Genomic DNA, 12,306 nt, shown 5'->3' on the forward strand with positions numbered 1-12,306 from the left:
GTACGTGCGTGCCTGTGTCCGTGCCGAGTGCCGGGCGGCGCGGGCGCGTCACACGCCCGGCGGGCCCGTCGCCCCGCCACCGAAAACACTACGCGCCGGCACTGACAACGCGGGCCGGTCTCACCGGCCGGTCACCACCGCCGCCTGCGGCCGGATCGGCAGCCGGTTCACGGGGCGGCCCGTGGCGGCGCGGACGGCGGAGGCGACGGCCGCCGGGGAGGTCACCACCGGGACCGCGCTGACCGCCTTCGCCCCGAAGGGGGCGACCACGTCCCGTTCCTCGACGAGCTTGACGATCCGGATGTCGGGCGCGTCCAGGGCCGTGGGGAGCGTGTAGCCGGTCAGGTCGGGGTGGCGGACCAGGCCGCGCGGCGTGCGGAGGTTCTCGGTGAGCGCGATGCCCACGCCCTGGGTGACACCGGCCTCGATGCGGGCGGCCAGCTGCGCCGGGTTCAGCACCCGGCCCACGTCCTGGGCGACCGCCAGCTCCACCACCCGTACCGAGCCGATCTCGATGTCGACGTCCACCACCGCGCGGATGGCGCAGAAGGACAGGCCCACGAAGGCGTCGCCCTGCCCGGACGCGTCGAGCGGCTCGGTCGGGTGCGGGCGGCACTGGGCCGTCGCCCACAGCTCCTTGCCCTCCAGCGCCTCGGCGACGGTGGTCGACAGCACGCCGTCGTACGAGGTGATCTTGCCGTCCGTGATCTGGAGGAGCTCCGTGGACATGCCGAACTTGTGGGCCAGGGGCTGGAGCAGCTGGGTGCGGACCATCTTGGCCGCGCGTTCCACCGCGCCGCCCGACACCCAGGTGTGGCGGCCCCGGCAGCCCGCGCCGGCCGGCGGCTGGTCGGTGTCGACGGGCGCCACGTGCACCTCGTCGACGCCGAGCGTCTCCTGCACGATCTGCCGGGCCAGCGTGGTGAAGCCCTGCCCGGTCTCGACGGCGGCGCACAGCACGGTGGCCACGCCGTCCTGCACCTTCACCGTCGCCGTGGAGACCTCGTCCGCGCCCTCCGCGCCGAGCATGTGCACCATGCCCAGGCCGTAGCCCACGCCCCGGCGCACCGCGCCCGGTTCGCCCGCGCCCTCGGGGCCGCCGGGCAGCAGCCACTCCTCCTCCGGCGTGTCCTTGGGCAGCGGGGGGAGCGGGACGTCGCGGACGGCCTGGAGGAGTTCGGCGACCGGGGCCGGGCAGGTCACCGTCTGGCCGGTCGGCAGCACGTCACCGGTGGCCATCACGTTGCGCAGGCGCAGCTCCGCCGGATCGACGCCGAGCCGCCTGGCCAGCTTGTCCATCTGCGCCTCGTAGGCGGCGCACACCTGCATGGCGCCCTCGCCGCGCACATGGCCGGAGGGCGGGTTGTTGGTGCGCACGGCCCAGCCCTCGATGAACGCGTTCGGCACGACGTACGGGCCGCAGGCGAACGCCACGGCGGCGGCCAGCGCGTCGGAGGACGTGTCGGCGTACGCGCCCGCGTCGAGCAGGATCTGCGCCTCGACCTTCACCAGCCGGCCCTCGGCGTCCGCGTGGTGGCGGTAGCGCAGCAGGGTCGGGTGGCGGTGGGCGTGGCCGAGGAAGGACTCCTCGCGCGTGGCGGTCAGCTTCACCGGGCAGCCGGTCTTCAGCGCCAGCAGGCCCAGCGGGAGCTGGAAGCCCTGGTCCTCGCGGTCGGCCGTGGCGCCGGGCACACCGGTGACGACGATCTTCACCTGTTCGGGGGGCAGGCCGTAGCAGTCGGCGGCGGTGTCGCGGTCGGTGTGCGGGTCGGTGGAGGCCAGGTAGAGCTCCACGCCGCCGTCGGGGCGCGGGACCGCCAGGCCCGCCTCGGCGCCGATGGGCGCCGGGTCCTGGCGGCCGATGCGGTACAGGCCCTCCACGATGACCTCGCCGACCGCCTCGGGGTCGCCGTGCCGCAGCGGGATGTGCCGGATCAGGTTGCCGTCGGGGTGCAGCGGCTGCGCCTCGAACGCCTGCTCCGGGTCGGTCACCGGATCGAGCACCTCGTACTCGACGATGACGGCCGCGGCGGCCATCCGCGCGGTGTCGGGGTGGTCGGCGGCGACGGCGGCGATGGGCTCGCCGTGGTGGCGTACGACCTCGGAGGCGAACACCGGGCGGTCGGCCTTGCCACGCCCGTGCAGCGGGCTGCCGGGGACGTCCTCGTGGGTGACGACGGCCCGTACGCCGGGCATCTCGCGCGCGTGGGAGGTGTCGATGGACACGATGCGCGCGTGTGCGTGCGGGGAGCGCAGGACGGCCGCCCACAGCAGGCCCTCGGCCCACAGGTCGGAGGCGTACGGGAAGGTGCCCTCCGTCTTGGCCCGGGCGTCGGCGGGCGGCAGGGAGGCGCCGAGGCCGTGCGGGATCGCTTCCGGGGCGGGGGCGGCCTCCGCGGGCTGCGCGGCCTGCGCGGTGGCTGCTTCGTCGGTCACGCGTGGCCTCCGTCCTGGCCGTAGGGCTGGTCGTGCGGTCCCGGCGCCTCCGGGGAGCCGGGCGTCCCGGGAGCGGCCGGGGGATCGAACACCGACGGGCCCCCCTGGTGGGGAACGTGCGGCTGCCCGGGGTCCGTCTCGGGCGCGTCGGCGGCGGCGTGCGCCTGCCGCTCGGCGACGACCTCCTCGACGGCCCGCAGGACGCCCCGGTAGCCGGAGCAGCGGCACAGGTTGCCGCACAGCGCCTGCCGGGTCTCCAGCTCGGTCGGCGCCGGGTTGCCCTCCAGCAGGTCGTGCACGGTCATCGCCATGCCGGGCACGCAGAAACCGCACTGCACCGCCCCGCACCGCGCCAGCGCCCGCTGCACGTCCGACGGCTGCCCGTCGGCGGCCAGGCCCTCGACGGTGCGGACCTCGCTGCCGGCCGCGGTCGCCGCCGGGACCAGGCAGGAGGCGACCAGGCGTCCGTCGACCTGCACGTTGCAGGCGCCGCACTCGCCCTGCGAGCAGCCGTCCTTGGCGCCCGCGAGCCCGAGCCGCTCCCGCAGCACGTACAGCAGCGACTCGCCGATCCACGCGTCGGTGACGGGGCGGTCGGTGCCGTTGACGCGCAGGACGTACGAGGCGAGGGGGTGCTCGTCGTGGGCGGCGGGGGCCGCCGCCGGCTCCTCCCCGGGCGTGGCGGGAGTGTCGGCCGGGGGCTGTTCCTCGGGCGCCGCTGCCGCCTCCGGGGACGGGTCGGCCGCCTCCGCCGGTGCCTCCGCGTCGGTCACGTCGGCCGTGTCCGCCGTGTCGGCCGGTTCCGTCGCGTCGGCCGGTTCCGTCGCATCGGCCGCGTCGGCCGGAGGCTGCGTGGGCGCCTCGGCGGCCCCGGTGGCCTCGGGCTCCTCGGCCACCTCGGGCGCGGGCACCGCGTCCTTGGCCGGCGTGGGGGCGGCGGGGTCCTCGGCGGGGGCGTCAGGGGCCGGTACGGCCTCCGGAGTGCCGGGGTCGGCAGGGGTGTCAGGGGTGCCGGGGGTGTCCGGAGTCACGGCAGGGGCTTGCGCGGAGCTGTCCGGTTCCCCGGTGTCCTCGGTGTCCTCGGACGCCGCACCGGCCTCGGCGGCCGCCGGTGACGGCTCCTCGGCAGCGGTCGGTGACGGCTCCTCGGCCGGCTCCGGCGAGGGCTGTGACGGCGGTTCGGCCTCCGGCGTCCCCGCGGTCTCCGGCGCCCCCGCCGCCTCCTGCGGCTCCACGGCCTCCGCGGCGTGCTGCACGTACGGAGCGGTGCCGTGCTCCGGAACGGCGTCGTGCTCCGGAGCAGCGTGCTCGGCGGGATGCTGCCCGCCGTGGCCGGTGGAACGGTCCGCCACAGGGGTCGCCCAGGGCGCGGGGGCGCCGCCGGGGAGCGTGGCCGGCGGGGTGCCGCCCCACTGCTCGACCAGGGACGACGTGGTGAACTCGCCCGACTCGTCGGGGAGGTCTCCCCCGGCCACGGGGATGGACCACTGCCCGGTCACGTCGTGGCCGGGAGCGGACGCGGCGGCGGGCCCGGACGGGTGGTACTCCGGAGCGGGGGCCTCCGCGAAGTCCCACTGCCCCGTGGTGTCCGGGTGGTACGTGAACCGGTCGTTCGCGGTGTAGGGGTCCCCGTGCTCACCGCGCTCACCGTGCTCCCCGTGCCGCCCGGCCACGCCGTACGGATCGTGCTGCCGGTACCCGGCGTCCGGGCCCTGCTGCCCGTATCCGGCGTCCGGGCCCTGCGGGTACCCGCCGGAGCCCTGCGGGTATCCGCCGTCCGTGCCGTGCTGCCGGTACCCGGCGTCCGGGTCCTGCGGGTACGCCTCCCCGCCGCTCTGCGGGTACGCGCCCTCGCCGCCCTGCGGGTACACACCGTCGGCGCCCTGCCCGTATCCGGCGTCCGGGCCCTGCTGCCGGTAATCGCCCTCCGGCCGGTAGCCGCCCTCCGGCACGCCCGGCGCGTGCCACTGCGCCGCGCCGTCCGGTGCCGGCGGCGTCGCCCAGGGGACCGCGGTCGCCGGGTCGGTGCCCGCGGTCGTGGCCGGCGTGACCGTTATCTGCGGCGGCACGTAGCCGTGGCCGGGCGCGGCGAGCGGGCTGTCGGTGGCGGCCAGGAGCGCGTCGATGCCCCCCTCGGGGAGTTGCACGAAGGCGGTGGCGCCGTCGTCGTAGTCGCCCTGGGGCAGCGGGTCCCAGCGTCCGCCGCCCTGGTGCATGCCCTCTCCGTGCTGGTCGTCGGTCACGACAGCGCCCTCCCCAGTGCTCGTCGGGCCAGCGCGGCGACGGTGCGCCGCAGGTGCAGTACGGCGGGCGGAAGCTGCAGGACGGAGCCGTCCTCGGCCGGAGCCGGATCGGGGACGCAGGCCGCGGCCACGTACTCGCCGAAGGCGTGCAGGGCGTCCGGCACGAGCACGCGGTCGTTGTCCCAGTCGATGAGCTGGGCGACCCAGTGCTCGGCGTCCAGGGGGCGCAGCGGCATGGGCGCTATGGCGCCGACGGCGCACCGCACTCCGCGCCGCGCGGGGTCGAGGACCAGCGCCACCGAGGCAACGGCGCGGCCGGGGCCGGTGCGGCCGGTGGCCTTCAGGAAGACCTGCGGGGCGTGCAGGAGCGGCACGCGCACGTAGCCGATGAGTTCGCCCGCGCGGAGCATCTCCACACCGGCCAGCAGGTGCGACACCGGGATCTCGCGGCGGGCTCCGCCCGGGCCCGCGATGATCAGCGTCGCCTCCAGGGCGGCCAGGACGGGCAGCGCGTCACCCGTCGGGGAGGCCGAGGCGATGTTGCCGCCCAGGGTGCCCGCGTTGCGGATGTGGGGCGGGCCGGCGGCGCGCGCGGCGGCGGCGAGCGCCGGGATCAGGGCGGCGAAGTCGGGGCGCCCCATGCGCGCGTGGGTGAGCCCGGCGCCGAGCAGCGCGTGGCCGTCCTGGTACTGCCAGCCGCGGATCTCGCTGATGCGGCCGAGGCCGACCAGGGCGGTGGGCCTGAGCTGCCCGGAGTTGACGGCGGTCATGAGATCGGTGCCGCCCGCGACCGGCACGGCGGCGGGCACGGCGGTGAGGGCCGCCACCGCCTCGTCCAGTGTCGTGGGCAGCGTGACGGCCTGCGCCGCCTGCGGTGCGTGCGTGGTCAAACCGGCTGCCCCTTCCCGCTGTCCCACCTGGTCCCACCTGTGTTGCCGTACGGTACGTGCCGACAGGGCGGACGTGGCAACTCTGGCACATCTTCGCAGGACCCGAACGCGGGGGTCGGTCAGGAGGCGTTCGTCCGCCCGGTCGGGGAGGCGGTCCGCTTTCGCATGGCATCACCATGGATCGGCCGTGCACGCGGATGGGACTTTTCTGACGCGGTCTGAGGCTTTTCTTCCTTTATTCCCCTTACTTCGCTTCTTCGGACTTCACTTCTCCGGTGGCGGGCCGTCGATGGGCCGGCCCGGCACGCCGGGGCGGCGCTGCCACGGCCGCGGGCCCGTGGGGGGCCGGTAGGCGACCCCGAGGGCGTCAAGTCGCCGGTAGTGGGCGGCCATCCGCCGTTCGAAGCCGGTGAAGTCGCGTTGCCGCGGGGCCGGCAGGTCGCTCCAGGCGACCTCGGCGAAGGCGGCGAGCCTCGGGAACATCTGGTAGTCCACCCGCCGTTGGTCCTCCATCACCTCCGTCCACACGTTGGCCTGGGTGCCCAGGACGTGGCGGGCCTCGTCCTGGGTGAGCTGCGGCGGGACGGGCTCGAACCGGTAGACGTCCTCCAGGGTGCGCACGTACCCGATCGGCACGGGCTCGTCGGGGCCCGCGTCCTGCCGGTGGTCCAGGTAGACGTGCTGCTCGGGGCACATGACGACGTCGTGCCCGGCCCGCGCGGCGGCGATCCCGCCGCCGTAGCCGCGCCACGACGACACGGCCGCGCCGGGGGCCAGACCGCCCTCCAGGATCTCGTCCCAGCCGATGAGCCGGCGTCCGCGCGCGGCGAGCCAGGCGTCGAAGTGCCCGATGAACCACGCCTGGAGCCCGTCCTCGTCCGCAAGCCCGAGCTCCTTGATCCGGGCCTGCGCGGCGGGTGAGCGCCGCCACTGGTCCTTGGGGCACTCGTCACCGCCGACGTGGATGAACTCCGACGGGAACAGGTCGAGCACTTCCTCGAAGACCCCCTCGTAGAAGCGCAGGGTGTGGTCCGTGGGGGCGAGGACGTTCGGGCAGACGCCCCAGGTGTCCCAGACGGTGAGGGCGGTGGTGTCGACGACGTCGGTGTTGCCGAGTTCCGGATACGCGGCGATGGCGGCCTGCGAGTGCCCGGGCACGTCGATCTCCGGGACGACGGTGATGTGCCGTTCGGCGGCGTAGGCGACGATCTCCCGGATGTCGTCCTGGGTGTAGTAGCCGCCGTGCGGTTTTTCCTCCCACAGCGGCGAGGCGCGGTGGCCGAATTTCGTGCGGGCCCGCCAGGAACCGATCTCGGTCAGTTTCGGATACCGCTCGATCTCGATGCGCCAGCCCTGGTCATCCGTCAGGTGAAAGTGGAAGACGTTGAGTTTGTGCGCGGCCATCAGGTCGAGACAGCGCAGCACACCGTCCTTGGGCAGGAAGTGGCGGGCGACGTCGAGCATGAGGCCGCGCCAGCGGAAACGGGGGCGGTCCTCGACGACCTGCGGCTCGATCGCATACCGCGCGCCGGGCCGCAGGGGGGCTTTCCGGAAGGCGTCCGGCCCGAGGAGCTGGCGCAGGGTCTGGGCGCCCCAGAAGACGCCGGCCGCGCCGCCGCCCGCGATGTCGACGCCGGACCCGGCGCCGACGGTGAGCCGGTACTCCTCGGGGGCGAGGGCGGCGTCGAGACGCAGCCGCAGGGTGCCGTGGGCGTCACAGGCGCCGTTGCGGCCGTCGTGGGAGTCGCGGGCATCGTACGGTCCGGGGCGCAGCGGCAGGCCCAGGGCGGGGCCCAGCACGGCCCGCAGCCACCGCTCGGTGGTGCCGGTGCCTGGCGCGGCGCACACGGTGGTGTCCTCGGTCAGCAGGAAGCCCTGCTCACCGGGCCGTTTCTCGACGGCGCGGGGCGCCGGGACCAGTTCGGTGGGAGAAGTCATGTCACACCTCGTCTTGTGAGGGCCGGTACGGCTGGTGCCGGTACGGCTGGTGCCGGTATGGCTGGTGCCGGTACGGCTAACCCTTCACCGCTCCGCCGAGGCCGGAGACGAGCCGTCGCTGCACGAGCACGAAGAACACCAGCACCGGAATGGTCATCACCGTGGACGCCGCCATCACCCCGCCCCAGTCCGGATCGTCCGGCTTGTAGAACACCAGCAGCGCCATCGGCAGAGTCGACCGGGAGGTGTCGCTGATGATGAAGGACTTGGCGAACAGGAAGTCGTTCCAGGCCGAGATGAAGGAGAACACGCTGGTGGCGACCAGACCCGGGAGGACCAGCGGGAAAAGGATCCGCCACAGAAAGCGCGCCCGGCTCGCCCCGTCGATGTACGCGGCCTCCTCCAGGGCCTCGGGAACGGCCTTCACGAAACCCCGCAGCATCCAGATCGCGAACGGCAGCGAGAAGGCGATGTGGGGCAGGATCAGCGACCCCAGCGTGTTCAGCTGACCGGCGTCCCGCATGAGGAAGAACAACGGGATCGTGAGGGCTTCGACCGGCACCGTCTGGGCGATCAGAAACATGATCAGCAAGGTGGTCCGGAAGCGGAAGCGGAATCGTGTCACGGCCGTCGCGGCGAGAAACGCGATGAGCGCCGAGGCGATCACGACAGTGCCCGCGACGAGCAGGCTGTTGAGGAAGTAACGGCCGAATTCCTGCTGCCCGAAGACCCGCCGGAAGGAGTCCAGGGTGGGTGACAGGGTCCACGGCCGCGGCCGGTCCGACTCGATCTCGCCGGCCGGCCTGAAGGCGCTCAGCACCATCCAGTACAGGGGGAAGGCGACGACGGCCGCGATCAGCAGGGCCGAGGTCTCGGCGGCCGGCCGCCACGGACGGCGCACGCGCGGACGGCGCACGAGTGGTTGGCGTAGGCGCGGGCCGCGTACGAGCGGGTGACGTGCGCGCGGGCCGCGTACGAGCGGGCGCGGAAGATTCACAGTTCCTCCCCCTGGCGGCGCAGCAGCCGCAGGTACACCAGCGTCACGGCGAGCAGGACCAGCAGCATCACGACGCCGATCGCCGAGCCGAGGCTGTACTGCGAGGACGCGAACGCCTTCTGGTAGGCGTAGACGTTCAGCACGAGGTTCTGGCCCGCGATGCCGCCGCCGCCCGTCATGACGTAGATCTGTGTGAAGACCTTGAAGTCCCAGATGACCGACTGGATGGTGACCACCGTCAGGATGGGCCGCAGCATCGGCGCGAGGACGGACCGCCAGATCCGCCACTGCGAGGCGCCGTCCAGGGCGGCGGCCTCCAGCACCTCGGACGGTACGGCGCGGATGCCGGCGTAGACGGTGACCATGACGAACGGGAAGGAGCACCAGACCACTTCGAGCAGGACGAGGAAGAAGGCGCTCAGGCGCCCGTAGGTCCAGGAGTGGTCGCCGAGGCCGAGGATCCGGTTGACGGGGCCGAAGTCCGGGTCGAACAGGAACAGCCAGACCGTGGAGCCGGTGATCGCCGGGGTGGCCCAGGCGCCCAGCGCGGCCAGCATCAGCGCGAGCCGCGGCAGGGCCCGCACGCGGGTGAGCAGCACCGCGAGCGCGCAGCCGACCGCCAGCGTGGAGACCACGCAGGCCGCCGCGAACAGGACGGTCGCCAGCAGCACCTGCCAGAACTGGTCGTCGCCGAAGAGTTCGGCGTAGTTGCCCAGGCCCCGGAAGGTGGTCGGTGCGCCGCCGCTGACCTGGGCCTGGGTGTACTCCAGGAACGAGATCAGGCCGAGCTGGTAGATGGGGTAGACGAGGAGCGCGCCGAGGACGACGAGGGCGGGGGCGAGGTACAGCCAGGCGGTGGCCGAACGCCCCCGGGGGTGCGGGGTACCGCGCGGCCGGCCACCCGGCGCCCGCTCCCGCCGGCGCACCGCACGCGCCGCCCCCGTGGTCACCCCCCTCACCCCGCGGAGCCGAACGCGTCGTTCATCTTCTTCGCCGCGTCCCCGGAGGCCGCCGCCACGTCCTTCCTGCCGCTGACGATCTCCTGGAACATGGTCGGCAGCACCAGCGAGGAGTCGATCCGCGCCCAGGCGGGCGAGGCCGGCACGAACCTGGTGCCCGCGGCGAGCGTCTCGACGAACGGCTTCACGAACGGCTGCTTCGCGGCGGCCCGCTGCCGCACGTCGGTGAAGGTCGGCAGGAAGCCCATCGCGTCGAACAGCGCGCCCTGCGCCTTCTTCGACGCCAGCCGCTTCATCAGGTCGACGGCGAGGGTGCGGTGCGAGGTGCTCTTCAGCACACCGATGTTGTTCCCGCCCGCGAACGCCGGGGCGATGGAGCCCGGTTCGACGCCCGGCAGCGGTACGACGGCGTACTTGCCCTTCACCTTCCCGGCCTCCACGGCCTGGTGACTGAAGTCACCGCCGATCGCCATGCCCGCCTTCCCCGAAGCGAACGCGGTGACGGTGTCGTTGCCGCCCATGCCCGCGCACTTGGCGGCGGGGCAGTTGTCGTCGCCGAAGAGGGAGGTGTACGCCTCGATGCCCTTGCGGGCGGCGGGGCTGTCGAGGGCGGAGGCGTACGAACCGCCCTTTCCGGTGGCGAGTTCGCCGCCGTGGGCCCACAGGAACGGCAGCGCCCCGTAGGTGTAGGCGCCGCCGACCGCGAGGCCGTACAGGCCGGGCTCGGCCGCCCGGATCGCCTTCGCCGTGGACGCCAGCTCCCCCATCGTCTCCGGCACGTCCAGGCCCAGTTCCCGGAAGATGTCCGTCCGGTAGTACAGGGCCCGGACGCCGACGAAGTAGGGGGCTCCGTAGACCTTGCCGTCGACCGTGACCGACTGCCGGGCGGTGGGGTCGGTGTCCCGGGCCTCCTCCCAGGCGCCGAACTCCTCGGTGACGTCCGCCAGTCCGCCGTCCTCGACGTAGCCGGCGGTGTCGGTGTTGCCGTACTCGATGACGTCGGGTGCGCTCGCGGGGTCGTTGAAGGCGGCCTTGATGCGCTGGGCGCGGGTCTCGACGGGGATGTACTCGACGGTGACGTCGGTGCCCTCGTGGGCCTTCTCGAAGTCGGCCAGGACCGTGTCGACGACCCGTTCCTTGGGCTGGTTGTTGACCTCCTGGAAGAGCCAGAGGCGCAGGGTGCCGGTCTTCTCGTCCTTGCCGGAGGCGGAGTTGCCGGACGTCTGGGGGGCGCAGGCGGCGGTGGCGGTCAGGACGGCGGCGGCGAACAGCACGGCCGGGCGGGCGAGGCGGGTGGCGGGGCGGCGCGTGGGGCGTACGGCGGGGCGTCTTGCAGGGCGTATTGCGGGGAGCTTCATGAAGCGGTCCTCCGAGCGTTGCAGCATGTGCAATGAAGGTTTTGCTCTGCACAACACTTCGGAGGCTAGAGACTCCATGAACATGACGACAAGAGGTCTCTACCACTCTGTGACCCCACGACACCCTCCGCGCGACGTCCGGACAGCCCCGGTCGGCACGCCCGGACAGCCCCGATCGGCACGCCCGGACAGCCCCGGTCGGCACGTCCGAACAGCCCCGGTCGGCACGTCCGAACAGCCCCGGACAGCGCACCCGGACATGCACGTCGACAGCACGCCCGGACAGCACAAAGGCCCCTGAGCGCGTCACGGCGCGCTCGGGGGCCTCACCGGCCTCGGACGGGAAGAGCCGCTACTTCTTGTCGCCGCCCTTGCCCTCGTCCCCGCCGGCACCCATGGACTCGTAGATCTCCTTGCACATGGGGCACACGGGGTACTTCTTCGGGTCGCGGCCCGGTACCCAGACCTTGCCGCACAGCGCCACGACGGGGGTGCCGTCGAGGGCGCTCGCCATGATCTTGTCCTTCTGGACGTAGTGGGCGAAGCGCTCGTGGTCGCCGTCGCCATGGGAGGTCTGCGGCGTCGGCTCTACGAGGGTCCCCGTACCAGTCCCGCGCTCGGGCTCGAGAGTGCTCATGCATGCCAGGGTACTGAAGGTCACACGGATCAGTTGAGCGAAGGGTCGTCCGGGTACGTCGCCACCATCGCCAGCTCGTTGCGCTGGCGGCGCAGGACCTCGCGCCACAGCCGCTCGGGCGCCGGGGAGGAGACGTCGCCGGGCTCGGACTCCACGACGTACCAGGCGCCCTCCACCAGCTCGTCCTCCAGCTGGCCGGGGCCCCAGCCCGCGTACCCGGCGAAGATCCGCAGCGAGCCCACCGCGGAGGCGAGCAGCTCCGGCGGGGCCTCCAGGTCCACCAGGCCGATCGCGCCGTACACCCGGCGCCAGCCCAGCGGGGCGGCCTCGCCGCTGTCGCCGCCGGGGACGACGGCCACGCCGAGGGCCGAGTCGAGGGAGACCGGGCCGCCCTGGAAGACGACGCCGGGTTCGCCGGCGAGGTCCGCCCAGTCCTCCAGGATGTCGCCCACGCCGACCGGCGTCGGGCGGTTGAGGACGACACCGAGGGAGCCCTCCTCGTCGTGGTCGAGAAGGAGCACCACAGCACGGTCGAAGTTCGGGTCCGCCAGGGCGGGGGTGGCCACGAGCAGCCGCCCTGTGAGCGAGGACACCTCGGTCATGCCAGACATGATCCCGCATCTTCCCCTTCCGTGGGGAGGCAATCGGGGGCAGCGGAGTGAAGGCAGCTCACGGCAGGTCGGCGCGCCCCCGCCCGCGCGCCCGCCACCGTGACCCGGCGTACTCGTGAGGAAACGGTTCGTGTCGAGACGCGGCCGTGGCGCTCTTCGGCGGCCAACGGGCTTACGGAAGGGGCGCCGAAGGCGATTACCCTTTCCCTCCTGTGCCCCTGCCCCACTCCACGGAAC

9 protein-coding genes are annotated in these 12,306 nt (G+C 73.6%); all 9 read right to left on the reverse strand.

From position 1 onward, the window contains the following. Nucleotides 1–120: 120 nt before the first annotated feature. The gene (locus ABZ340_RS11170) at nucleotides 121–2,436 is read right to left on the reverse strand and encodes a molybdopterin cofactor-binding domain-containing protein (RefSeq protein ID WP_358781484.1); all 2,316 of its coding nucleotides are present in this window, start codon (nucleotides 2,434–2,436) and stop codon (nucleotides 121–123) included. After that, nucleotides 2,433–4,679: a 2Fe-2S iron-sulfur cluster-binding protein gene (locus ABZ340_RS11175; protein ID WP_358781485.1), complete on the reverse strand. Its 2,247-nt coding sequence runs from the start codon at nucleotides 4,677–4,679 to the stop codon at nucleotides 2,433–2,435. Before ABZ340_RS11175 ends, ABZ340_RS11170 begins: the two co-directional genes overlap by 4 nt. After that, a complete protein-coding gene (locus tag ABZ340_RS11180) occupies nucleotides 4,676–5,569 on the reverse strand; it encodes an FAD binding domain-containing protein (protein ID WP_358781486.1) in 894 nt (297 codons plus the stop codon). The genes ABZ340_RS11175 and ABZ340_RS11180 overlap by 4 nt, the downstream gene beginning before the upstream one ends. Nucleotides 5,570–5,833: 264 nt before the next feature. Continuing rightward, nucleotides 5,834–7,507, reverse strand: a complete 1,674-nt coding sequence (locus ABZ340_RS11185) for a beta-N-acetylhexosaminidase (protein WP_358781487.1) — start codon at nucleotides 7,505–7,507, stop codon at nucleotides 5,834–5,836. A 76-nt stretch (nucleotides 7,508–7,583) separates the two neighbouring features. Beyond that, entirely contained in the window at nucleotides 7,584–8,423 is an 840-nt protein-coding gene (locus ABZ340_RS11190) for a carbohydrate ABC transporter permease (RefSeq protein WP_358781488.1), read from the reverse strand. A gap of 77 nt (nucleotides 8,424–8,500) precedes the next feature. Further along, entirely contained in the window at nucleotides 8,501–9,352 is an 852-nt protein-coding gene (locus ABZ340_RS11195; protein WP_358781540.1) for a sugar ABC transporter permease, read from the reverse strand. Between the two features lie 107 nt (nucleotides 9,353–9,459). Then, nucleotides 9,460–10,821, reverse strand: a complete 1,362-nt coding sequence (locus tag ABZ340_RS11200) for an extracellular solute-binding protein (protein ID WP_358781489.1) — start codon at nucleotides 10,819–10,821, stop codon at nucleotides 9,460–9,462. Between the two features lie 352 nt (nucleotides 10,822–11,173). Next, entirely contained in the window at nucleotides 11,174–11,458 is a 285-nt protein-coding gene (locus ABZ340_RS11205; protein WP_210925044.1) for a DUF3039 domain-containing protein, read from the reverse strand. Nucleotides 11,459–11,487: 29 nt separating this feature from the next. Beyond that, nucleotides 11,488–12,060 (reverse strand): YqgE/AlgH family protein, encoded by a 573-nt coding sequence (locus tag ABZ340_RS11210; protein ID WP_358781490.1) that lies wholly within the window; start codon nucleotides 12,058–12,060, stop codon nucleotides 11,488–11,490. Nucleotides 12,061–12,306 lie beyond the last annotated feature (246 nt).

The sequence above is a fragment of the Streptomyces sp. NPDC006134 genome (assembly GCF_040628835.1).
In the GTDB taxonomy this organism is placed as follows: Bacteria; Actinomycetota; Actinomycetes; order Streptomycetales; family Streptomycetaceae; genus Streptomyces.